Here is a 22032-nt window from a genome sequence, read left to right as displayed (position 1 = left end):
CCGCGACCGCCCGTGTCCCCGTCGAAAGGTCCGTCCGTGTCCAACGCAGTCATCCGCCGCATCGCCGCTTCCAAGAAGACCCTCGCGGGTTCCGTCCTCGCCCTGGGCGTCGCCGGCACCATGCTGGCCGCGGTTCCCGCGCAGGCCGCCCCGATGAGCGCCAAGGCGATCGCCCAGCAGATGATCAAGGACCCGGCCCAGTTCGCGGCGTTCAACAACATCGTCTCCAAGGAGAGCGGCTGGGACCACACCGCCACCAACTCCTCCTCGGGCGCCTACGGCCTGGTCCAGGCCCTGCCGGCCTCGAAGATGGCCTCGGCGGGCTCGGACTGGAAGACCAACCCGGCCACCCAGATCAAGTGGGGCCTGGACTACATGAACGACCGCTACGGCAGCCCCGAGGGCGCCTGGACCTTCTGGCAGAACCACCACTGGTACTGAGCCACCAGCGGACAGCGGAACACGGAAGCGCGCGGCCGGACTCTCCGGCCGAGCGCTTCCGCATGCGTACGAGCCCCCGGGCTCACCGCTCCCGCCCGCCGACCGCAGCCGGCCCGGGTACGTGAGCTTTCACGACTGCCCGCCGCCCCTTTCGGCCCGGTCCACCAGACGTGAGAGTTCCGTCCGGGAGCGCACTCCGAGCACGGCGAAGACGTTGCGCAGGTGGTGGTCGACGGTGCGCGGGCTGACGGAGAGGCTCAGTGCCACCTCCCGGTTGGTGGCGCCCTCGGCCACACAGCGTGCGATCCGCAACTGCTGCGGGGTCAGCAGGGCCAGCCCACCCGCCGGCACGGGGGCGGGCGCGTCACCGGTGGCTCGCAGTTCGGCACGGGTCTGCTGGGCCCAGGCCGGGGCCCCGCAGCGCTCGAAAGTGACCAGCGCGTCCCGCAGCCGGTTCTTCGCCTCGGCCGGACGGCGCCGACGGCGCAGCCACTTCCCGTACAGCAGCTGGGTACGAGCCCGCTCGAAGTCACCGTGCACCGTGTCGTGCCGGGTCAGTGCCAGGGAGTAGAGCGCGTCGGCGGTGTCGTCCGCCGGGGCGATCAGGGCGCGGCACCGGGCCAACTGCGCCGGTGCCTGCGGGTCGGTGCCCTGGTCGGCCCAGAGGGCGAACTCCTCGACGGCCGCCTCCGCTTCCGCCGAAGCCCCTGACTGCACGGCCGCTTCCACGAAGCACGGCAGGGCGAGCATGCGGACGGCGAAGTGGCCGCGCCCTGGCCCCGGCCTGGTCAGCGGGCCGAGTCGGGCGGCGGCCTCGAAGGGCCGGCCGCGGCACAGGTCGGCGCGCGCAGAGGCCCACTCGGCCAGGGTGACGGCTTGGAGGAGCCCGTGCGGGCGTGCGATCTCCACGGCGGCGCCGGCGTGCGCGGCGACCGCTGCCGCGTCGTCCTCGACCGAGGCGACCAGGGCCAGGATGGCGTGCTGACCGGCGGCCACGTTGCGCTGGCCGGCCCGGTGGGCGGCGCGGAGACCTTCCTGCGCGTGGGCCCTGGCCCGGGCGTGCTGACCGGCCCGCAGCTCGGCGTAGGCGAGATGTTCGAGGATCCGGGGGGTGAGGGCGGTCAGCCCCCGCGACCGGGCTTCGGCCAGGGCCCGCGCGTTGGCCCGGCGCGCCGCCTCGATGTCGCCGAGCACCAGCGCGGCGACACCGGCCCGCAGCAGCCCGGCGGGGTCGTCGTCGTGGCGCGCCCGGTCGAGCACCCGGCGCAGCGGCGGCGCGGCCTCGGCGAGGTCTCCGTCGAGCGCTGTGCGCAGGCCCGTCCGGAAGTCGCGCCTCGGATCCTGTGGGGACGATGCGGACCAGGCCTGCGGGACCGGCCGTACTGACGGCACGTGCCGGACCGGTGCGTACGGGGCGGCCCGAGGCGGTGCGCAGGCAGCGGCGGGGTCCGACGGCGCGGCCGGGAGCGGGGCCTCGGCGAGGGCGGCGATGCAGGCCTCGGCGTCGCCCGAGGCCCACGCCGCGTCCATCGCCTCCATCCGGGCTTCCAGGGCCCCCTCCGCGTCGGACGGGTCGAGCCGCTCCGCGGCCATCAACAGTGCCTGGTAGGCGTCGCCGACCGGCCCGTCCCGCAGCGCGAGGCTGCCCCGGACCAGTTCCGTGCGGCCGTGCACCGTATCGGACGCGCCCTCCCCGGTGGCCGCCAGCAGCCTGCGCGCCCTGTGGGGATGTCCTGCCAGGCGGGCGTACTCCGCCGCGGCGGCCAGTCGGGCGGTACGGGAGTCCGCATGGGCGGTGAGCTCGGCGGCCCTGGACAGCGCGGTCGAGCGTTCCATGCCGGACGTCGGAGTACCGGGACCGGCCGCCGCGACGAGCTCGGCCGCGAGCGGGCCGTCGGGGCCCTGCGCGGCCAGTGCGAGGTGGAGCAGGTGGCGAAGGCGGTGCCGGTCGGCGTCGATGACCGAGGCGAGCAGGGCGTGGGCGGCCCGGCGCCGTGACGACGGTGCGCCGGTGTACACGGCCCGCCGGAGCAGGGAGCCCGCGAAGGTGATGCGGTCGCCGTCGTGGTGCACCAGCCTCGCCGCCTCGGCCGGGTCCAGTGCGGCCGGGCCCAGTCCGGCCGCGCGGGCGGCACGCAGGACCAGGAAGGCGTCCGCGCCCGCCGCGTCGGGGTCGGGTTCGTGTGCGGCGGCCGCCAGGAGCAGGACCTGTCGCGTGGAGGACGGCAGCGGGGCGAGGCGGCTGCCGAAGGTGGCCCACAGGGCGCCGCCGTCCACGAGCGGGCGGGGCAGCGGCCGGTGCCCGCCGAGCTGATCGGGCGTCAGCCGCTGGGCGAGGGCCGTCAGGACGGCCGGGTTGCCTTCGGCCTCGGACAGCAACTCCGAGCGTACGGAGGGGTCCAGGCCCTCACCGGTGAGGTCACGGAGCAGGGCGGTTGCCGCGCCGTCGCCGAGCGGGCCGAAGCGGACCACGGGCAGCCCCGCGAATTCGGGATCGTCCGCCCGGTGCTCCGCCACCGAGAGCAGGAGCCCGATCGGGCGCGCGGGGTCGGGACGCCGTGCGGCCGCGCCGAGGGCGGCCCGCGAGGGCCCGTCCCACAGGTGTACGTCGTCCACGCAGACGAGCAGCGGCTCTTCCTCGGGGACGTACTGCCTCAGCAGTGCGGGCAGTCCGGCCGGCCGGACCGATCCGCACGCGGCCCGCGGCGGGGCCGCGCCCCTTCGCTCGGCCGCCGCGCACAGCAGTGCGTGCACGCCGTCGTAGGGACGCGGCTCACCGGGGAGGGGCCGGGGGCGCAGGACCGGCCCGAGCGTGAACGAGTCACCGGCCCAGGCGAGAAGAGCGCTCCGGCCCAGTCCCTGCTCCGCCACGAGCAGCAGCGCCCCGCCGTGTCGGGACCGGAGCCGATCCGACAGAGCGGCCACGGCCGCCAGTTCGGTGGTCCGGCCGTAGATCCGGCAAGGACGTGCCGCAGTCGTTTGTCCGGTCACGCCGGTGAGGTTACTGCTGTGTAAACAAGGGGGGAAGACCGGACGCAGCAGGTGGGGGGCCGAAGCGGAACGGCCTCCCGCCTGCCGGGTGCGGTTCAGGAAGTGTGGGGGCAGTTGCCCCGGTACTCCTCGATGGTCGAGCTGGGGCTCGGCAGCGGGCAGAGGAACTGCTCGTAGCGGGTGTCGTTGTCGATGAACCGCTTCAGCCACGACACGCTGTACTTGGCGATGGTGGTGTCCGAGGTGTTCGGGGTGAAGTGCGTGGCGTTGTTCAGCTCCAGGTACGCCTTGTCGAGGGAGCTGGGCAGGCTCGTGTAGAAGGGCTCCGAATGCGTGGCGACCGGTGCGATCGTGTCGCCGTCGGCCCCGACGATCAGGGTCGGTGTCTTGATCTCCGGCCAGGACTTGTCGGTGTTCCAGCCGGTGAGCGCGATCGCCGCCTGCAGCGAAGGCCTGCTCTTGGCGGCCTCCAGTGTGCCGCCGCCGCCCATGGAGTGGCCCATCACCCCGAGCCTGCTGCCGTCGATCCTGCTGCGGACGGTGCTGCGCCCCGTCAGGTAGTCCAGGGCGGAGAGCAGTTGGCGCCCCCTGCTGTCGGGCTGGTCGAGGGTCGTGAGCGTGTCGATGGTCAGGACGACGAACCCCTGGGATGCCAGGCGTGGACCGAGCCAGGCGATGGACGACTGGGTCGCGGTGAAGCCGGGTGAGATCACCACGGCGCCGAAGGTCCCGTCCGCGGTGGACGTGGGGTAGTAGATGGTGCCGCCGCCGAAGCCGGTGACCCCCAGGGAGGAGACGTTGGTCTGCGACACCGCGTAGGAGCCGCGGAGGGCCTCGATGCTCGCGTTGGTCGGCGCGGGGCCCCGCTCGTACGGGTTGGCCGCGGCCTGTGCCCCGGGCGCCGTGAACGTGGCGATCGCGCCGATCGTCACGAGCGCCGCCAGTGCGGACACGAGTGGACGGAGCCGCGTCCCGCTGCCGACGGGGTCGACGGACCGCCCCCTCGTACCGGTGGCGCCGTGGTCGGAGTGGGCCTGGTGGGCGTTCTCGAAGTGGTGCTGCTGCACGACGGAGTCGTCCTCTCGGTCGTGGCGGAGCCGTTCCGGCGGTGGCCCGTACCCGGCTGCGTGCCGAGTCCGTGCCGCCTGACGGTGGTTCCCGCCGCTGTCGCTGGCCGGACCACTGTCACGGCGCACTCCGCGACCGCACATCGGTGGAATCACCGGTCTCGCCGACGCAATCACCGGTCTCCTCGGTGGACGTACCGGGGCGCCGCAGGACGTACTGGTCTCGTCGACTGGTGCACCGCTCACACCGGCCGGGCGCACCGTCCGCCGCCCGACGCCGCGCCCGACGCCGCGCCCGACGCCGCGCCCGACGCCGCGCCCGACGCACCGGTCACGCCGCCGGGCCCGCTCAGCCTCCCGACAGCCGGTACGCGTCCCGCGCCAGGGTCAGCGCGATCAGGTCCCGGGGGCGGGAGAGGGACTTCGACGTCAGGTGTTCCAGCCGGCGCAGCCGGTTGAAGACCGTGTTGCGGTGGCAGTACAGGCGGCTCGCCGCGCGGCCCGCGGAACCCTCCGCCGCCAGCCAGGCGTCGAGGGTCTCCAGGAGCATCGCCCGGTCCGCCGGGTCCAGGTCCAGCAGCGGGCCGAGCACCGCCTGCACCAGCTCGGCCGACAGCTCGGGCTGGCGCACCACCAGGGCCGTGGGCAGCCGGTCGGTCAGCCGTACCAGCACGCGTTCGTCCTGGCCGCAGGTCCGCAGCGCCGTCTCGGCCAGCCGCCGGGCCCGGCCCAGTTCGGCCAGGCCGTCCACCACCGGGCTGATCCCGCCGGGCCCCGGGCAGCGATCCGCGAGCTCCGCCGCCAGATCGGCCGGCGAGGAGTCGCCCAGCGCCACCACGGCCAGCTCCCGTTCCGTGCGCATCCGCCAGAACAGCCGCATCCCGCCCGCCGCCACCACCCGGTGGACCGAGTCGCCGCGGTCGGCCGGCAGCACCACCACCGCGTACCGCCCCTGCTCCGGCAGGTCCAGGGCGAGCGCCACCTGGGCGGCCAGGGCCGGTGCGGTGTCCCCCTCCAGCAGGGCGTCCAGCAGTGCCTGTGCCCGCTCGTCGCTGCGCCGGCGCATCTCCACCTCCGCGGTGCGGTACGCCTCCGCGGTCGCGGTCGCCTGCTGCTCGATCCCCGCCCACATGGCCCCGGCGGCGCGGGCCAGCACGGGCAGCGCCTCCGGCTCCTTCTCGGTGACGATGTCCAGCAGCGCGTCCCAGGTGAGCCGGCCCGCCCTGCGGTACGCGTAGAGCAACAGGTCCAGAGGCAGCCCCTGCTCGGCCCGCCGGCGGCCCAGTTCCTCCGCGTACGCGAGGTCCTTGCGCGGGACGGACCGGGATGCGGCGAAGGCCTCGATCCCGTAGTGCATGGCCTCGCTGACCTGTTGCCAGTGTTCGTCCCGCGGAACGGCCAGGTCGAACAGCGGCGAGTGCTTCGCCAGGTCCCTGATGAGCTGGTCGGTGAGCCCGGGGATGTCGGCGATCAGTACCTCCGCCGCCGACACCAGGACCGACCACTCCTGTTCCGTGCGCGTTCTGCGTCCACCCATGGCCGCTGAGGATGTCACCCCGCCTCCGCAGCCGTAAGGGGCCCGCACGACAGGTCTGTGCGTCTGCACAACGCGCCCCTGCCCCGGCTGGTCATCGGCAGCGATTCCGCATCCGCCGGTGGACGCCCGCCCCGGCCCGGTGCTGATGTGTGCGCCAGCACAAGGCCACCCAGAGGAAGGAGAGGACGTGGGTTCGCTACAAGTGCGTGCACTGTCCATCGGCTACGGGCCGGTCCGGGCACTGCGCTCCGTATCGCTCGACGTGCCCGCCGGCGCGGTGGTCGTCGTACTCGGCGGGAACGGCGCGGGGAAGTCGACGCTGCTGCGCGCGGTGTCCCGGACGCTCGGGTTCCACCGGGGGGCCGTCACGGGCGGGAGCATCTCCTTCGACGGGAGGCCGCTGGACGGGCTCACCCCGGACCGGGTCGTCGCCGCGGGAGTGGTGCAAGTACCCGAGGGGAGAAAGGTGTTCACCCGGATGACCGTCGCGGACAACCTCCGTGCCGGAGCCCTGGGCGGCCGCGCGGGATCCCGCGCCGATACGGCCCGTTCCCTGGCTCGGGTGCACGAGCTGTTCCCCGTACTGGCCCAGCGGGCGCGGCAGCGGGCCGGACTGCTGTCCGGCGGCGAACAGCAGATGCTCGCCCTGGGCCGGGCCCTGATGGCCCGCCCGCGCCTGCTGCTGCTCGACGAACCCACCCTCGGGCTCGCACCCAAGATGGCCGCCACCATCGCCGAGACCATCACCGAGATCAACGCCTCGGGCGCCTCGGTCCTCCTCGTCGAGCAGAACGCCGCCCTGGCACTGCGACTCTCCTCGCACGCCTACGTCCTGGAGGTCGGCGAGGTCACCCTCGACGGCCCGGCCGCCGAGCTGGCCGCCTCGGACGAGGTACGGCGCCGCTACCTCGGCATCACCGACGAGGCCGCGCCCGACCCGGCCACCACCGGGGCACCGCGGGAACTGCGCAGGTGGTCCGCGTGAACGCCCACGCCTCCCCACCGCCGCTCACCGTCACCGACGTCACCGTCCGCTTCTCCGGCCTGACCGCGCTCGACTCCGTCTCCTTCACGGTGGAGCCCGGCAGCGTCCACGCCGTCATCGGACCCAACGGAGCGGGCAAGTCCACCTGCTTCAACGTCCTGTCCGGGGTCTACCGGGCCACCGGCGGAAGCGTCCGGTTCGGCGCCGCCGAGCTCACCGGCCTCGCCCCGCACGCCGTCGCGGCCCTCGGGATCGCCCGCACCTTCCAGAACCTGGCACTCCCCCCGCACACCACCGTCGCCGACAGCCTCCTGCTGGGGCGCCACCGGCTGATGCGGACCGGCTTCCTGGCCGCCGGACTACGGCTGCCCGCCGCAGCGCGCGAAGACCGCCTGCACCGCGAACGGGTCCGGGAGATCGCCGAGTTCGTCGGGCTGGAGGGCGACCTCACGGCGCCCGCCGGCTCCCTCCCGTACGGAAAACAGAAACTCGTCGAGCTGGCCCGGGCCCTGTGCATGGAACCCCGGCTGCTGCTCCTCGACGAACCCGTCGCCGGCATGACCGCCGACGAGAGGCAGCGCACGGCCGCCGTCATCGCGGGCGTCCGGGACGGCCTCGGCATATCGATCGTGCTGGTCGAACACGACATGGGGGTGGTGATGCGGCTCGCGGACGCGGTGACCGTACTCGACTTCGGCAGGCGCATCGGCGGCGGGACTCCCGCGCAGGTGCAGAACGACCCCGCGGTGGTCCGCGCGTACCTGGGAGAGGAGGAGCCGGCCGCATGACCACCTTCCTCGAACTGCTCCTCGGCGGGCTCTCCATGGGCTCCGTCTACGCCCTGATCGCCCTCGGCTTCGTCGTCATCTTCAAGGCCACCGAAGTGGTCAACTTCGCGCACGCATCCCTGCTCCTGGCCGGCGGGTACGTCACCGCGACCCTGCACGAGGAGCTCGGATTCTGGGGCGCCCTCCTGGCCGGCGCCCTCTCGGCGGCAGCCGTCGGGGCGGCGATCGAGTTCCTGGTGATGCGGCGCTACCGGGGCCAGGACCAGAGCGTGCTGGCCATCGTCACCATCGGCGTCGACATCCTCCTCATCACCGACCTCACCCGGCGCCTCGGCACCGACGTGCTCTCCCTCGGCGACCCCTGGGGCGACCGCGTGGTCCACCTCGGCGCGGTCACGGTGCCCCAGACCCGGATCGCCGCCATCCTCGCCGCCGGGTTGCTGATCACCGTGTTCCTGCTCGTGTTCCGGCACACCTCCTGGGGCGTGGCCATGCGCGCAGCCGCAGAGCAGCCGGAGACGGCCGCACTGATGGGTGTACGGCTGGGCCGGGTCTCGCTCGCGGCGTGGGCCGTGGCCGGGGCGCTGGCCGCCGTCGCCGCCCTGTTCCTGACGGTCTTCCCCACGCCCGGCCTGGAGCGGGCCACGTCCCTCGCCGCCCTCAAGGCCTTCCCGGCCGCGATCCTCGGCGGCCTCGACTCCACCTCCGGCGCACTGGCCGGCGGCCTCATCGTGGGAGTCACCGAGGCCCTGGCCACCGGCTACCAGGGCCAGTTGACCTTCCTCGGCCGGGGCATCGGCGACCTGGCCCCGTACGTGGTGATGGTCGCGGTCCTGCTGATCCGTCCCGCCGGACTCTTCGGCACGAAGGAGCTCGCCCGTGTCTGACACCCGCAGCCCCGTGCTGCAACCCGAGGCCGCCGCCCCGGTGGCTGCCACCCGGCCGCGGCTGCCCGGCGCACGGAACGCGGCAGCGGCGGCCGCCGGCCTGGTGCTCCTCGCGCTGCCGTTCTACCTCGACCGGTTCTGGCTGCAGGCCGGGCTGTTCGCCATCGCCGCCGCCATCGGGGCCATCGGCCTCAACCTGCTCACCGGAGCCACCGGACAGCTGTCGATGGGACACGCCTTCTTCCTCGCCGTCGGCGCCTACGGGTACTGCGCGCTCGCCGGGGACGGCAGCACGGTGGGCAGTCACACGCTGGTCGGTCTCGGCCTGCCCAGCTGGCTCGCCGCGGTCCTGGCCGTCGCCCTCGCCGGGGCGGTGGGCGGCCTCTTCAGCCCCATCGCGGGCCGCCTGCGCGGCGCGTACCTCGGCATCGCCACGCTCGCGCTGATCTTCATCGGCCAGCACGTGCTGTTCAACGCCACCAGTGTCACCGGCGGGTTCAACGGCCGGGCCGTGGAGCCGCTGTCCCTCTTCGGGTTCACCTTCGACGACACCGAGTCCGTCATCGCGGCCGTCCCCTTCCAGTCCGCCGAGAAGCTCTGGTACGTGGGCCTCGCCGCCCTCCTGGCCGGCGCCCTGTTCGCGCGCGGCGTCCTGCGGGGCCGGCCCGGCCGGGCCATGAACGCCCTGCGCGACCACAGCATCGCCGCAGGGGTGATGGGAGTGCCGGTCGCCCGGTACCGGGCCGCGGTGTTCGTCCTGTCGTCCATGTACGCGGGTCTCGCCGGCGTCCTGCTCGCCCTGGTCTTCCAGCGCACCGTGCCCGACTACTTCGGCATGGTGCTGTCCCTGGAGTACCTCGCCATGATCGTGATCGGTGGCCTCGGCACCGTCTCGGGCGCCGTCGTGGGCGCCGTCTTCGTCTCCCTCCTGCCCCAACTCCTCACCCGCTACAGCGACGCCCTCCCGCTGGTCTCCGCACCCGGAACGGGCGGCGTCTCGCCGGGCGAGGCCTCCCGCTACCTGTACGGAGCGGCCGTCGTCGTGGCCGTCCTGTTCCTGCCCGGTGGTCTCACCGGCATCACCCGGATCGTCCGGACCCGCACCCGCACCACACCCCCGAAGGAGCGAACGTGAACAGAAGAAGGCACGCTGCCGCGGTCCTGGCAGCCGCACTCGTCCTGACCGGCGCCGCCGGGTGCAGTGGCAAGGCCAAGCCCGCCGCGGGCACCGAGGGCGACAAGCCCGCCGCGGGCGGGGTCAAGGCCGGAGCAGGGGTGAGCGACAAGACCATCAAGCTCGGCGCGCTCACCGACATGACCGGCGTCTACGCCTCCCTCGGCAAGAGCGTCACCCAGGCCCAGCAGCTGTGGGTGAAGCAGACCAACGCGGCGGGCGGCATCTGCGGCCGCACCATCGAGCTGACGGTCCGCGACCACGGCTACGACCCGCAGAAGGCCCTCGCCGCCTACACGGAGCTGGAACCCTCGGTGCTGGGCTTCGCCCAGTTCATCGGCTCCCCGTTCGTCTCCGCCGTCAAGCAGCGGATCGACGGCCAGGACAAGGGGCTGGTCATCCCCCAGGCCTGGTCCGCCTCACTGCTCGGCAGCCCGTACATCCGTACGGTGGGCGCGACGTACGACGTCGAGACCATCAACGCCGTCGGCTTCCTCCTCGACCAGAAGCGGATCGCCTCGGGCGACAAGATCGGGCACGTCTACTTCGAGGGCGACTACGGCGAGAACGCGCTGACCGGGGCCAAGGCCATCGCCGCGGAGGCCGGGCTGACCGTCGTCGAACAGAAGATCAAGCCGACCGACAACGACATGACGGCCCAGGTCGCCGCGCTCAAGCAGGCCGGGGTCAAGGCCGTGGTCATCAGCGCCGGCCCCCGCCAGGCCGCCTCGCTCGTCGGAGTCGCCGCCGCGGGCGGCTGGGGCGTCCCGATCGTCGGCAACAACTCGGCCTTCGCACCGCAGCTCCTGGCCACCCCGGCGGGCGCGGCCCTGCAGAAGGACTACTACGTCGCCTCCTCGGCCCTGCCGATCGGCTCGACCGAGGCGGGCCCGGCCGCCCTGGCCGCCGCGTACAAGGCGGAGTACCCGGACGCGGGCCTGGACAACGGCGTGGTGGCGGGCTTCACCGCCGGCACTCTGTTCGGGGAGGTCCTGAAGAAGGCCTGCGCCGACAAGGACCTGACCCGCGAGGGCATCCGGGCGGCGCTGCTGAGCCTGAAGTCCTACGACAACGGCTTCGGCATCACGCACGACTTCTCGGATCCGAAGGCCCCCTCCACCCGGCAGAGCGTGATCATGAAGCCCGACGCGACGGTCCCGGGAGGCATGAAGGTGGTCAAGGAGGCCACCGCGGCGCCCGCCGCGACGAAGTTCACGCCCGCCTCCTGAGCACCTGACACGGAAGGGCCGGCGCCGCCCCGACCAGCGTCGGGGCGGCGCCGTTCCCGGTGGCCGGGGACTTCTGCGGGACCACGCGGGTCGAAGGGCCGCGGCCCGCCACTTCCCTACGGGCGGGCCGTGAAGGCCGCCTCCGTGAATTCCGTGACCTCGCTGAAGCCGAGCCGGCGGTAGAGGCGGACGGCGGTGGCGTTGTCCGCACGGACGTTCAGTCCGATGTGGTCCACGGTCCTGGCCAGCCGCCGGCACAGCGCGGCGACGCAGGCGCCACCGGCGCCCTGTCCGCGGACCCGCGGGTGCGTGGTGACGTTCCCGAGCGCGGCGACCCGGTACGGGGCCGAGTGGACGTGGACGCCCGCCACGGCGACCAGTTGCCCGTCCTGGCGGGCGCCGAGGTACTGGCCGGTGTCGAGCATGCGGTGGTCGAACCAGTTGCCCGGGTACGCCTGTTCGAACAGTTCGAGCAGTTCCGGGAGGTCGTCCCGGCTCAGCGGAGCGGGCCGCCACGGTCCGGCGGGATGACGGTCGGCCAGTTCGGGCTCGGTCAGCGCCATCCGGAGCAGGGTGCTGCGCGACTCCACGGCGTACGCGGATTCCAGTGCCTTCGCGGCGTTTCCGGTCAGATGCCCGAGGAAGCGCCGGGGGAGTACGGGCAGCAGCGCCTCGGCCAGTTCCTCCAGGGCGGCCGCTTGCTCCGGGCGGGTGAACCCCAGCAGCGTCGGGACGTCACCGACCGCGTAGAGGAGCGCCACCGGCCCGTCCTCGGTAACGGTGTACCAGCTGGTGTGGGGCCACGGCAGGTCGTCGAGGTCGCCGAGCTCCATCAGATTCATGGCCGGATCCCGTGCGAAGCGGGCGGCCAGGTCCGATCTGTCGTGAAGGCTGTGCAGGATCACCCGCACAGAGTACGGCGGGACCCGCACCAACTTGACGCCGAGGTGTGTGGCCACGGGCGGCGGACGCAGTGACGCCCCGCACCGAAACGGCGCGGGGCGTCAGGATGCTGCGGCTCAGAGGGGACGGATGTCCTCGGCCTGCGGGCCCTTCTGGCCCTGGGTGACCTGGAACTCGACCTTCTGGCCCTCCTGGAGCTCACGGAAGCCCTGGGCGTTGATGTTGGAGTAGTGGGCGAAGACGTCGGGGCCGCCGCCGTCCTGCTCGATGAAGCCGAAGCCCTTTTCCGAGTTGAACCACTTCACAGTTCCGGTGGCCATTTGCTGCTCCCTGTCGGGGACGAGGGCCCTCGCTTGTGAGGACCCTTGGGTGTGGGTTGCCTGCCCTGGTCCTCCGACGCTTGGTGAAGCGGTACTTCGGACACACGACTGCCGATCACGAGGCATGATCTACCCACTTGCCCGAGGAGGGCAAACCGATGATCGGTTTGCCCCGGCATCGGGTCCCTCCCCGGGAGGAGGGACCCGCCCCACGGCGGTGTTCGCACCCCGCCCGGCGAGCCCGCCGGGGCGCGGGCCCGAGGGCGGCCGGCCTGCCCACGACCCGCTGCCTCTAGGGTGGCCCCCATGGAGTCGTACACGATGGGGCAGGCCGCCGAGCTGCTGGGTGTGAGCGTTGACACGGTGCGCCGATGGGCGGACGCGGACCGCTTCCCGACCCACCGGCAGGGCAACCGGCGGATCGTGGAGGGGCCGGATCTCGCCGCGTTCTGCGTGGAGGTCGCCCACGAGGGCGCCGATGGCGAGGGCACCCCGTACTCCTCGGCGCGCAACGCGTTCCCGGGGATCGTGACCGCGATCAAGCTGGGGGGCGTCTCGGCGCAGGTGGAGGTCCAGGCGGGGCCGCACCGGGTGGTGTCGCTGCTGACCCGGGAGGCAGTCGAGGAACTCGGCCTGGAACCGGGCGTGACGGTCACCGCCCGGGTGAAGTCGACCAGCGTGCACGTCGAACGCGGCTGAACGGCTTTGGAATGGGGAGCTGGCCTGGCCGGACTGGCCACCGGCCTGGTCATCGCGGTGGTCACCGCACCGGTCGGCGTCTCCGGGGCGGTGTTCCTGCTGCCCGTACAGCTCAGCGTGTTCGCGGTCCCGAGCCCGGCGGTCACACCGACCAACCTGCTCTACAACGTCGTCGCCGGCCCCGGCGCGCTCCTGCGCCACCACCGCACGGGCACCCTGCACGGGCCACTGGTACGCCGGCTGGTCCTCGGAACCCTGCCCGGCGTGGTCATCGGCGCGGTCATCCGGGTGTTCGCGATTCCGGGTCCGGTCGTCTTCAAGGCCCTGGTGGCCGCTTTCCTGCTCCCGCTCGGACTGTGGCTGGTCATCCGCACGCTCCTGCCGTCCCGGCGGTCCGGACGGGCCCGTGACGCGCTGTCGCCGCGCGCCGTGACCGGCCTGGCCCTGACCGTCGGCGTGGTCGGCGGGATCTACGGCATCGGCGGCGGCTCCCTCCTCGGCCCCGTCCTCGTCGGCCGCGGCATGCCCGTCGCCCAGGTCGCCCCGGCGGCCCTGGCCTCCACCTTCGCCACCTCCGTGGTCGGCGCCGCCACGTACGCCCTGCTGGCGCTCTCCGGGCCGGGCAGCATCGCGCCGGACTGGTTCCTCGGCCTGGCCTGCGGCGCGGGCGGACTCATCGGCGGCTACTTCGGTGCCCGCCTCCAGCCCCACCTCCCCGAGACGGCCCTCCGGCTCCTCCTGGGCACCCTGGCCACCGCCGTCGGCACCCTCTACGCCGCGCAGTCCCTCGCCTGAGGCCCCCCGTACGCGCAGCGGCGCCTCAGGCGCGACGGATCCGCCAGAGCCATGCCGTCGTGCCGGCCAGCAGGACGAACGTCGCAAGGTTGGCCAGGTTGGCCGCGGTGTCGCTCGCCGGTGCGGCGACGAGCAACTTCCAGATGCCGATGGCGAGCGTCGGCAGGACCGCGGCGAGCACGACGCCGGTCGTCTTCTGGGCAGGGGTCCAGTGCACCGAGGTGCAGAGGAGCACCGCGCCGATGACGCGGAACAGGGTGCTCAGGAACCCCGTGACGGCGCTGTAGGGGAGGACCGCGGCGACGAGGAAGGGGACGGTGAGCATCAGGAGCGGGACCAGGGGGTGCACCTTGCCCCGCCGGACGGGTGCCCCGGCGCCGCTCCGGGCCGGGGGACCGGCGACCCCGTCGCCCGCCTCGGCCAGTGCCGTCGCCGCGATCGTCCGGGGGTCCCCCAGCTCCGCCAGGACCTCGCCGATCGTGACGTGCGGACGTTCGGCGCGCGTCACCTCGATGTGTTCGGAGAGGTCGGCGAGGAGTTCCCGGCGACGGTCGGCGGGCAGTGCGGAGGCCTCGCGCTCCACGGCGCAGAGGTAGTCGCGTACGGGGTCGGCCGAGGTCTTCATGCGGGATCTCCGGTGGAGTGGTGCGGGGTGGCGAGGAAGGCGTCGACGGCGTCGCGGAATCCGGGCCAGACGCGGGTGAACTCGTCGAGCGCGGCACGGCCGCTGTCGGTGAGGGCGTAGTAGCGACGGGGCGGTCCGGAAGCGGACTCCTGCCAGGTGGTGGTGACCAGGTCGTCGCGGCGCAGCCGGGAGAGCAGCGGGTAGACCGTGCCCTGGCTGGTGGCCAGGGTGCCGGAGTCCTCCAGGGCGTGGAGGAGCTCCACGCCGTAGCGGGGGCGGTCCCGCATCAGGGCGAGTACGCAGTACTCCAGGACCCCCTTGCGCAGCTGGGCGGCTGCCCGGGCCTGCTTGGTCGAATCACCTGGTTCCATGCGATGCAAGATACCTGGTGAGGCAACCAGCTGGCTAGGGGGGGCGGAATCCGGGCACGGGTCCGTGACCGGGCACGGGCCCGTGACCTCGCCGGATTCGCGTGACCGATACTTGATCGCGTGACGGGGGGAAGCGCGGTGGTGGGACAACCGGTGAAGGACTGGTTCACTGCCAGGTCAAAGGGTGTGGGTGAGCGCATGGGTTCGCTGGTGGCGTCGGAAGCCGTCGAGGCGCGCGAGGACAGGTTCGACTGGTTCTGCGAGACGGTGTCCACCGATCTGATGCCGGTCATGCTCACCACCCCGCACACGGCCGACTTCCGCGCGAAGATCACGGACCTGGATCTCGGAGCGGTGCGGCTGTCCTCCCTGGCGTGCTCACCGGTGCTCTCGCGCCGCACCTCGGCCCACATCCGGCGGGGCGATCCCGAGCACTTCCAGCTGGCACTCGTGACGCAGGGACGCTTCACCATCTCCCAGCGGGGCCGCGATTCCGTGGTCGCCGGGGGACTCGTGCTCACGGACACGTCACGACCCAGCGAAGGGGCCGTCGCGGGCGGGCAGATAGAGGCGATCGTGCTGCAGATCCCCCGCCCGGCCCTGGCGCTGCGCCCGAACCGGGTGGACAGCCTCCTCGCACGGAACCTGGCCGCGGACACGGGGCCGAGTGCGATCCTTGCCGACTTCCTGCGCACGCTGCTCACCCACGGCCCGCGCTGCCGCCCCGAGGAACTGCGCGAGTTGGGGTCCATTGCCCTCGACCTGGCCACCGCGTGCCTCGCGCAGCAGCTGGGCGACCCCGGCGAGGCGCCTGCCGAGGCGCGCACCCGCGAGACCCTGCAGCGGATCCACCGCTTCATCGAGAACAACCTCGGCGACCCGGGACTGACCCCCCAGGCGATCGCAGACCGGCACAACATGTCCCTGCGCGCCCTGCACGCCCTCTTCGCCGGCCAGGACCTGACCATCGCGGCACGCATCCGCGAAAGCCGGCTGGAGCGGGCCCACGCCGACCTCGCACGAGGGGATCTGAGCGGCCGGCCCGTTCAAGTGATCGCGGCCCGCTGGGGATTCTCCAGCGCCACCGCGTTCAGCCGGGCATTCCGCGAAACCTACGGAATCACCCCTACCGAACACCGGGCGTCGTCCCCGGCCGCCCCGGGGCAGGCCCCGGAGGGGTAGGCCCCACGGGGCGGGTCGCCTTGCGCGGATGTTAGCTTCCTCACCGTGGCGGATCACCAGGACGAGACCAGGGCGGCCTACGACGGCATCGTCGAGCTGTACGCGTCGATGTTCGCCGACCGGCTGGAAACGCAGCCCTTCGCGCGAGCCATGATCACCACCTTCGCCGAGCTGGTGCGAGGCACGGGGAACCCGCGGGCGGCCGACGTGGGGTGCGGCCCCGGTCACCTGACGGCCATGCTGCACGACCTGGGACTGGACGCCTTCGGGCTCGACCTCTCCCCGGCCATGGTCGACCACGCCCGCCGGGCCCATCCGGCGCTGCGGTTCGACGAGGCGCGCATGGAGGCCCTCCCCGTCGAGGACGGCGCGCTCGGCGGCGTCCTGGCCCACTACTCGATGATCCACACGCCGCCCGGGGAGCTGCCCGCGCTGCTCGCCGAGCAGGTCCGCGTCCTGGCACCCGGGGGCCTGCTCCTGGTCTCGTTCTTCGGGACCGACGGACGGGACCCGGTCCGCTTCGACCACAAGGTGGCGCCCGCCTACAGCTGGCCGGCGGACCGGCTCGCCGCATTGCTGACCGGAGCCGGACTCGTCACGGTCGCCCGGCTGCTCCACGACCCGGCCTCCGAACGCGGCTTCCTCGACGCCCACTTGCTGGCCCGCCGGCCTGCCGCGCATCGCACCACGGCGGCGCCGTCCATCGCACGCACTTCCCGGTGTTAAGGTTTTGTCTGATCGATCCCGATCGCAGGATTGTTACTCCCCGAGGACGCCACCTTCGTCGCCACGCGACGCCGAGGCGGTGTGCCGCTCGAGGGGAGGCAAGGCCTGGGTAGCGCCGTGTGCGCGACCCGGGCCTTTTTTGTTGCCCGGAATCCGGGCGGGAGAGATCGCGGACCGAAGCAGGATGGCAAGAGCCCCAGGATGCAAGGACGCATCATGAACACACCCGTAGCCGGACCCGGCACGCTCGCGGAGCAGATCCTCCGCGGCGTCGGCGGAGCCGAGAACATCGAGAGCCTCACGCACTGCGCGACGAGGCTGCGCTTCCAGCTCCACGACGGGGCGAAGGCCGACGCGGCCGCGCTCGATGCCCTCGACGGCGTCATGGCCACCGTGCCGCAGTCCGGTGACCGCCTGCAGATCGTGATCGGCGGAGCCGTCGCACGCGTCTACTCCGAGATCATGAACCTGCCCTCGATGAGCGGCGCGGGCACGCCCGGCCCGAAGTCCGACGCCGACGTCAAGGCCGCGATGCGGGCCAAGAGCCGCGGCCGCTACGCCTGGGTCGACAACTTCTTCGAGTACCTGTCCGACTCCTTCCGCCCGCTCATGGGCGTCCTGCTGGGCTCCTCGCTCATCATCGCGATCGCCTCCGTCCTCGACGCCCTCGGCTTCGTCGACTTCCGCGCCGCGGACAAGTCCGCCACCTGGGTGTTCGTCGACGCCATGTGGCGCTCGGTGCTGTACTTCCTGCCGATCATGGTCGCCTACAACGCGGCCAAGAAGCTGAAGATCGACCCCTGGGTGGGCGCCGCGGTGATGGCCGCGGTGATGACCCCGAACTTCACGGGCATGCTCGACCCGAAGTCCGGCATCCCCGGCATCACCTGCACGACCAACGGCACCCTGGGAACCCAGGAGTGCGTGGCGCACGTCTTCGGACTGCCGATGCAGCTGAACGACTACGGCGGCCAGGTCTTCGTGCCGCTGCTGATGGTCGCCCTGCTCGCCCTGGTCTACAAGGGCCTGCAGCGCGTCTTCCCCGAGGCCGTGCACCTGGTCTTCGTGCCGTTCTTCAGCATGCTGATCATGATCCCGATCACCGCCTTCCTCATCGGCCCGCTGGGCGTCTGGGCCGGCAACGGCCTCGGCGAAGGCCTGTCCTGGCTGAACGGCAACGCCCCGATCGTCTTCGCGATCCTCATCCCGCTGCTGTACCCGTTCCTGGTGCCGCTGGGCCTGCACTGGCCGCTGAACGCGCTCATGCTGGTGAACATCAACACCCTCGGCTACGACTTCATCCAGGGCCCCATGGGCGCCTGGAACTTCGCCTGCTTCGGCGCCACCGCCGGTGTCCTGCTGCTCTCGCTCCGCCACCGGGAGAAGGAGATGCGCCAGACCGCCACCGGCGCCCTGGCCGCGGGTCTGCTCGGCGGCATCTCCGAGCCGTCCCTCTACGGCATCCACCTGCGCTTCAAGCGGATCTATCCGCGCATGCTCGTGGGCTGCCTCGTGGGCGGTGTGATCGTGGGCGTCCTGGGCGGCGTGGACACCAAGGCCTTCGCCTTCACCTCGCTGCTGACCATCCCCGTCTTCTCTCCGATGGCCACCTACGGCATCGCGATCACGGCCGCGTTCTTCGTCTCGATGGCGCTCGTGTACTTCTCCGACTTCCGTACCCCGGAGGACCGCGTCCAGGCCAACGCCGAGCGCGACGCCGCGGAGGCCGTCTCCCGTGGGGAGGCCGCGGCAGCCGACGACCGCGAGCTCGTCGCCGTCGGCGCCGCCACCACGGCGGGCGCCACCACGGCCGCCGCGGGTGCCTCCACCGCCGCCGCGGGTGCCTCCACCGCCGCCACCGGCTCCGCATCCGCTGCCGCGGCCGGTGCCCCCGCTCCCACCCCCGCCAGGGGCATCGAGCTCGCCGCGCCCGTCGCGGGCCGTGTGGTCGGCCTCGACGAGGTCGGGGACCCCGTCTTCGCCTCCCGTGCGCTCGGCGAAGGCGTGGGCATCGAGCCGGCCGACGGCCGCGTCGTCGCCCCGGTCGACGGAGAGCTGGTCATCGTCGCCGCCACCGGCCACGCCTTCGGCATCCGTACCGCGGACGGCGTCGAGGTGCTGATCCACATCGGCATCGACACGGTGAAGATGGGGGGAGAGGGCTTCGACGTCCGCGTCGAGTCCGGCCGGCAGGTCTCCGTCGGCGACCTGCTCGTCGAGGTCGACCTCGACGCCGTGCGCGCGGCGGAGCACCCGACCGTCACGCTCATGACCGTCACCAACACCGCCGACCTCGGCTCGGTCGAGCCGCACACCGGGCAGACCGTCGCCGCCGGTACCCCCGTGGTGACCGTACGGCGCTGACGACCGCCACCGGTACGACGCGGGCGCGCGCCACCTCGTGGGTGCGTGCCCGCGTCGTACCGGTTCGGGGGAGAGGGTGGCGTAAGGGGGGCAGACAATGCGGGATCATTGGGCAGAACCGGACCGCGAACGAGAAGGAGAGCAGACGTTGAAGGCGCTGCGTGTCCTCAATAACAACGTGGTCCTCGCGCGCGACGACAAGGGCCAGGAGGTCATCCTCACCGGGCGCGGCATCGGCTTCGGCTCCCGCCAGGGCAAGCCCGTCGACCCCGCGCTGATCGTGCGCGTCTTCGTACCGGCGGACGGCCGTGATCCCGACCACCTGAGCGAGGTCCTCTCCCTCATCGACGAGGAGGTCCTGCGGGCCGTCGTGATCGCCCTCGACGAAGCGGGCATCGAGGGGCGCGAGTCCACCCGGCCCACCCTCGCCATCGCCGTCGCCGACCACGTGGCCGGTGCGCTGGACCGGGCCGCGCGCGGCATCGTCATCGAGTACCCGCTGCGCGCGGAGGTCCAGGCCCTGTACGCATCCGAGTACGCCCGGGCGCAGCGCCTGCTGGATGCGATCAACGAGCGCGTGGACCCGCGGCTGGAGGACTCCGAGGCGATCGCGCTCGCGTTGCACCTGGTCAACGCGGGCTTCGCCACGGGCGACCTGTCCTTCACGTACACGATGACCGGGGTCATCCAGCAGATGCTCGCCGTCGTGCGGGAGCGGTACGGGCTGTCCGTCTCGCAGGAGTCCATGAGCGCGGCGCGGTTCATCACCCACGTGCGCTACCTCTTCGTGCGCATCCAGCAGCACCGGCAGCTGAAGGGACACGAGTCCACGATCGGCGAGGGCATCCGCCGGCACTACCCGGAGGCGACCCGCACCGCGCAGCAGTTGGCCACGATCGTCGAGCTGCGTCTGGGCGAGCGCCTGAGCGAGGACGAGGTCTCCTACCTGGCACTCCACGTGGCCCGCATGACCACCGAGCCGGACGGCACCGCCGCATAGGCGGTTCACCTCACCTCGGGGGCGCGACGAGGCCGAATTCGTAGGCGAGTATCACGAGCTGGACCCGGTCGCGCGCGTCGAGTTTGGTGAAGAGGCGCGCGAGGTGGGCCTTCGCGGTGGCCACGCTGATGGTGAGCTCCCCGGCGATCTCCGCGTTGGACAGGCCGCGGCCGACGAGGGTCAGTACCTCGCGCTCCCGGTCCGTGATGCCGTCGACGACCACCCGGCGGGCTCCCGGGCCGCCGCCCGGCCGGACACCGGGGGAGGGGTCGGGCCGCGCCGCGAACTCCTCGATGAGGCGGCGCGTGACGCTCGGCGCGATGAGGGCGTCCCCGGCGGCGACGACCCGGACGCCGTCGAGGATGGACTCGAGCGGCATGTCCTTGACGAGGAAGCCGCTCGCGCCGGCGCGGAGCGCACCGTAGACGTACTCGTCGTCGTCGAAGGTGGTGAGGACCAGGACGCGGGTCGTCGACCGCGGATCCGCGTCGATCCGGCGGGTGGCCTCGATCCCGTCCGTGCCGGGCATCCGGATGTCCATGATGGCCACGTCCGGCCGCAACCGCGCCACCAGCTCCACGGCGTCGTCGCCGTTCCCGGCCTCCCCGACCACCTTCAGGTCGGGGGTGTCGGCGATGAGGACGCGCAGCCCCGTACGGATCAGCGGCTGGTCGTCGATCAGCACGACGCGGATCACCGGCCCGCCTCCCCGGGTACCGGCAGCAGGGCCGCCACGCGGAAGCCGCCGCCCGGGAGCGGCCCGGCGCTGAACTCTCCGTGCAGCAGGCCGACTCGCTCCCGCATGCCGACGATGCCGTAGCCGGAACCCCCCACGCCGCCCCCGCGGCCGAGGTCGACGACGTCGACGGCCAGCTCGTCACCGCGGTGGTCGACCGTCACGGTGCAGTCCCGGGTTCCGGAGTGGCGCACCACGTTCGTGACCGCCTCCTGGACGATGCGGAAGGCCGCGAGGTCCACGTCCGGGGGCAGTTCGCGACCCTCCCCCCTCCGGCGGACCTCGACCCGGACACCGGCGGCCGCGCTCCGCCCGACCAGTTGGCCGAGGGCGGCAAGGCCGGGGGCCGGCTCCAGCGGCGCGGACTCCTCCTCGCCCTTGCGCAGCGCGCCGAGCATGCGTCGCAGACCGGCGAGTGTCTCCCGGCCGGTGGCCTCGATGGCGTCGAGCGCCTTGCGCGTCTCGGCGGGCTGGGTGTCCATGACCCGGCTCCCCACGCCGGCCTGGATGGTGATGATGCCGATGTTGTGGGCGACCATGTCGTGCAGTTCCCGGGCGATCCGCAGCCGCTCCGCGGTGACCGCCTGCCGCGTGGCCTGGGCGCGTACCGTCTCCGCGTGCGCCCGGTCCTGACGGATCGTGTTGCCGATCAGCCAGGCGATGACGACGGTCGATGCGAGCCCGGCCGGCGCCGAGGGGTTGAAGAAGTTGCCACGGGCCAGCTGCCAGGCCGCATAGCCCGCCAGGGTGGCGGCACAGAGCAGGGCGGCGGTCGCCGAGACCCGCCGTGAGCGGGTCGCGGCGGTGTAGCCGACGGCCGCGTCGGCCAGCAGGAACAGGACGAAGGTCGTCTCGCGCACCGCCATCCCGAGCGAGAACACGGAGCCCGCGAGCGCGATGGCCACGGCCGCCAGGGGCGCGCGGAACAGCAGCAGCGCACCCAGGGTCGTGACGACGGCGGTGACCAGGAGCGGCGCATCCTCCATGTTGCCGTTGTACTGGACCAAGTGCCGCAGCTCGTCCGGCCGTTGCAGCGTGCGCACCAGGATGAGGGTCACCCAGAAGGCGCCCACCCACGCACCCGGTGGCACGCGTCTGAGCAGGGGCGGACGAGGAGGAGCGGTCATCGGCCGATCGTAACCTGGCCCGTTCTGCCGGGACATCGGCCCACGGACCTCATCCTCCGGGCTACCGGCAAGGCGCCGCGGTGTG

Annotated in this window: 21 protein-coding genes; 12 read left to right on the top strand and 9 right to left on the bottom strand. The window is 72.8% G+C overall.

The window, feature by feature from the left end; translation table 11 throughout:
- The first annotated feature begins 36 nt into the window (after window positions 1-36).
- The gene (locus ABZY57_RS06260) at window positions 37-441 is read left to right on the top strand and encodes a transglycosylase SLT domain-containing protein (RefSeq protein ID WP_356508667.1); all 405 of its coding nucleotides are present in this window, start codon (window positions 37-39) and stop codon (window positions 439-441) included.
- Window positions 442-570: 129 nt separating this feature from the next.
- On the opposite strand, the gene ABZY57_RS06255 is transcribed toward ABZY57_RS06260, so the two are convergent.
- The 3 genes from ABZY57_RS06255 to ABZY57_RS06245 form a co-directional block, all read right to left on the bottom strand.
- Window positions 571-3432: a helix-turn-helix transcriptional regulator gene (locus tag ABZY57_RS06255; protein ID WP_356508665.1), complete on the bottom strand. Its 2862-nt coding sequence runs from the start codon at window positions 3430-3432 to the stop codon at window positions 571-573.
- A gap of 95 nt (window positions 3433-3527) precedes the next feature.
- Entirely contained in the window at window positions 3528-4385 is an 858-nt protein-coding gene (locus ABZY57_RS06250) for a dienelactone hydrolase family protein (protein ID WP_356508679.1), read from the bottom strand.
- 463 nt (window positions 4386-4848) lie between these two features.
- Window positions 4849-6036, bottom strand: a complete 1188-nt coding sequence (locus ABZY57_RS06245) for a helix-turn-helix domain-containing protein (protein ID WP_356508663.1) — start codon at window positions 6034-6036, stop codon at window positions 4849-4851.
- 187 nt (window positions 6037-6223) lie between these two features.
- On the opposite strand from ABZY57_RS06245, the gene ABZY57_RS06240 reads away from it, so the two are divergent.
- Genes ABZY57_RS06240 through ABZY57_RS06220 form a run of 5 tightly spaced genes read left to right on the top strand, consistent with a single transcriptional unit; the run spans window position 6224 to window position 11099 of the window.
- Window positions 6224-7021, top strand: a complete 798-nt coding sequence (locus ABZY57_RS06240; protein WP_356508661.1) for an ABC transporter ATP-binding protein — start codon at window positions 6224-6226, stop codon at window positions 7019-7021.
- Window positions 7009-7809: an ABC transporter ATP-binding protein gene (locus tag ABZY57_RS06235; RefSeq protein ID WP_356508659.1), complete on the top strand. Its 801-nt coding sequence runs from the start codon at window positions 7009-7011 to the stop codon at window positions 7807-7809. The genes ABZY57_RS06240 and ABZY57_RS06235 overlap by 13 nt, the downstream gene beginning before the upstream one ends.
- Entirely contained in the window at window positions 7806-8696 is an 891-nt protein-coding gene (locus ABZY57_RS06230) for a branched-chain amino acid ABC transporter permease (protein ID WP_356508657.1), read from the top strand. The genes ABZY57_RS06235 and ABZY57_RS06230 overlap by 4 nt, the downstream gene beginning before the upstream one ends.
- Window positions 8697-8736: 40 nt before the next feature.
- Complete coding sequence (locus ABZY57_RS06225; protein ID WP_356508677.1) at window positions 8737-9831, top strand: branched-chain amino acid ABC transporter permease; 1095 nt, start codon at window positions 8737-8739, stop codon at window positions 9829-9831.
- Window positions 9828-11099, top strand: a complete 1272-nt coding sequence (locus tag ABZY57_RS06220) for an ABC transporter substrate-binding protein (protein WP_356508655.1) — start codon at window positions 9828-9830, stop codon at window positions 11097-11099. The genes ABZY57_RS06225 and ABZY57_RS06220 overlap by 4 nt, the downstream gene beginning before the upstream one ends.
- A 116-nt stretch (window positions 11100-11215) precedes the next feature.
- Here ABZY57_RS06220 and ABZY57_RS06215 read toward each other — a convergent pair whose 3' ends face one another.
- Together ABZY57_RS06215 and ABZY57_RS06210 are read right to left on the bottom strand one after the other, a co-directional pair.
- Window positions 11216-12004, bottom strand: a complete 789-nt coding sequence (locus ABZY57_RS06215) for a GNAT family N-acetyltransferase (protein ID WP_356508653.1) — start codon at window positions 12002-12004, stop codon at window positions 11216-11218.
- Window positions 12005-12118: 114 nt separating this feature from the next.
- Window positions 12119-12322 carry a cold-shock protein gene (locus ABZY57_RS06210; protein WP_243336897.1) on the bottom strand — a complete coding sequence of 68 codons (204 nt, stop codon included), beginning with the start codon at window positions 12320-12322 and terminating at the stop codon, window positions 12119-12121.
- 306 nt (window positions 12323-12628) lie between these two features.
- On the opposite strand from ABZY57_RS06210, the gene ABZY57_RS06205 reads away from it, so the two are divergent.
- Window positions 12629-13021 (top strand): TOBE domain-containing protein, encoded by a 393-nt coding sequence (locus tag ABZY57_RS06205; protein ID WP_356508651.1) that lies wholly within the window; start codon window positions 12629-12631, stop codon window positions 13019-13021.
- A gap of 6 nt (window positions 13022-13027) precedes the next feature.
- Window positions 13028-13816, top strand: a complete 789-nt coding sequence (locus ABZY57_RS06200; protein ID WP_356508649.1) for a sulfite exporter TauE/SafE family protein — start codon at window positions 13028-13030, stop codon at window positions 13814-13816.
- Between the two features lie 25 nt (window positions 13817-13841).
- Here the strand turns inward: ABZY57_RS06200 and ABZY57_RS06195 are convergent, their stop codons facing one another.
- Together ABZY57_RS06195 and ABZY57_RS06190 are read right to left on the bottom strand one after the other, a co-directional pair.
- On the bottom strand, window positions 13842-14441 hold the full coding sequence (locus ABZY57_RS06195) for a hypothetical protein (protein WP_356508647.1): 600 nt from the start codon (window positions 14439-14441) through the stop codon (window positions 13842-13844).
- Window positions 14438-14812, bottom strand: a complete 375-nt coding sequence (locus ABZY57_RS06190) for a PadR family transcriptional regulator (protein WP_356508645.1) — start codon at window positions 14810-14812, stop codon at window positions 14438-14440. Before ABZY57_RS06190 ends, ABZY57_RS06195 begins: the two co-directional genes overlap by 4 nt.
- A gap of 198 nt (window positions 14813-15010) precedes the next feature.
- Between ABZY57_RS06190 and ABZY57_RS06185 the strand changes: the two genes are divergently transcribed.
- The 4 genes from ABZY57_RS06185 to ABZY57_RS06170 all read left to right on the top strand — a co-directional run bounded on the left by ABZY57_RS06185 (window position 15011) and on the right by ABZY57_RS06170 (window position 20084).
- Window positions 15011-15994 (top strand): helix-turn-helix domain-containing protein, encoded by a 984-nt coding sequence (locus ABZY57_RS06185; RefSeq protein ID WP_356508643.1) that lies wholly within the window; start codon window positions 15011-15013, stop codon window positions 15992-15994.
- A gap of 45 nt (window positions 15995-16039) precedes the next feature.
- Entirely contained in the window at window positions 16040-16720 is a 681-nt protein-coding gene (locus tag ABZY57_RS06180) for a class I SAM-dependent methyltransferase (RefSeq protein WP_356508641.1), read from the top strand.
- A 216-nt stretch (window positions 16721-16936) separates the two neighbouring features.
- Window positions 16937-19084 (top strand): glucose PTS transporter subunit IIA, encoded by a 2148-nt coding sequence (locus ABZY57_RS06175; RefSeq protein ID WP_356508639.1) that lies wholly within the window; start codon window positions 16937-16939, stop codon window positions 19082-19084.
- A 148-nt stretch (window positions 19085-19232) separates the two neighbouring features.
- Entirely contained in the window at window positions 19233-20084 is an 852-nt protein-coding gene (locus tag ABZY57_RS06170) for a PRD domain-containing protein (protein ID WP_356508637.1), read from the top strand.
- A 10-nt stretch (window positions 20085-20094) separates the two neighbouring features.
- On the opposite strand, the gene ABZY57_RS06165 is transcribed toward ABZY57_RS06170, so the two are convergent.
- Window positions 20095-20781 (bottom strand): response regulator transcription factor, encoded by a 687-nt coding sequence (locus ABZY57_RS06165; protein WP_356508635.1) that lies wholly within the window; start codon window positions 20779-20781, stop codon window positions 20095-20097.
- Window positions 20778-21947 carry a histidine kinase gene (locus ABZY57_RS06160; protein WP_356508633.1) on the bottom strand — a complete coding sequence of 390 codons (1170 nt, stop codon included), beginning with the start codon at window positions 21945-21947 and terminating at the stop codon, window positions 20778-20780. Before ABZY57_RS06160 ends, ABZY57_RS06165 begins: the two co-directional genes overlap by 4 nt.
- Between the last annotated feature and the right edge of the window lie 85 nt (window positions 21948-22032).

The sequence above is a fragment of the Streptomyces sp. NPDC006450 genome (assembly GCF_040612195.1).
Taxonomy (GTDB): Bacteria; Actinomycetota; Actinomycetes; order Streptomycetales; family Streptomycetaceae; genus Streptomyces.
The sequence above is the reverse complement of the archived record's forward strand: the minus strand, read 5'-3'. Positions and strand labels throughout refer to the sequence as shown.

Coding starts and splice junctions, on each gene's coding strand:
- ABZY57_RS06210 (WP_243336897.1), bottom strand. CDS start 12,322: ATGGCCACCGGAACTGTGAAGTGGTTCAACTCGGAAAAGGGCTTCGGC.
- ABZY57_RS06195 (WP_356508647.1), bottom strand. CDS start 14,441: ATGAAGACCTCGGCCGACCCCGTACGCGACTACCTCTGCGCCGTGGAG.
- ABZY57_RS06190 (WP_356508645.1), bottom strand. CDS start 14,812: ATGGAACCAGGTGATTCGACCAAGCAGGCCCGGGCAGCCGCCCAGCTG.
- ABZY57_RS06230 (WP_356508657.1), top strand. CDS start 7,806: ATGACCACCTTCCTCGAACTGCTCCTCGGCGGGCTCTCCATGGGCTCC.
- ABZY57_RS06175 (WP_356508639.1), top strand. CDS start 16,937: ATGAACACACCCGTAGCCGGACCCGGCACGCTCGCGGAGCAGATCCTC.
- ABZY57_RS06160 (WP_356508633.1), bottom strand. CDS start 21,947: ATGACCGCTCCTCCTCGTCCGCCCCTGCTCAGACGCGTGCCACCGGGT.
- ABZY57_RS06205 (WP_356508651.1), top strand. CDS start 12,629: ATGGAGTCGTACACGATGGGGCAGGCCGCCGAGCTGCTGGGTGTGAGC.
- ABZY57_RS06185 (WP_356508643.1), top strand. CDS start 15,011: ATGGGTTCGCTGGTGGCGTCGGAAGCCGTCGAGGCGCGCGAGGACAGG.
- ABZY57_RS06245 (WP_356508663.1), bottom strand. CDS start 6,036: ATGGGTGGACGCAGAACGCGCACGGAACAGGAGTGGTCGGTCCTGGTG.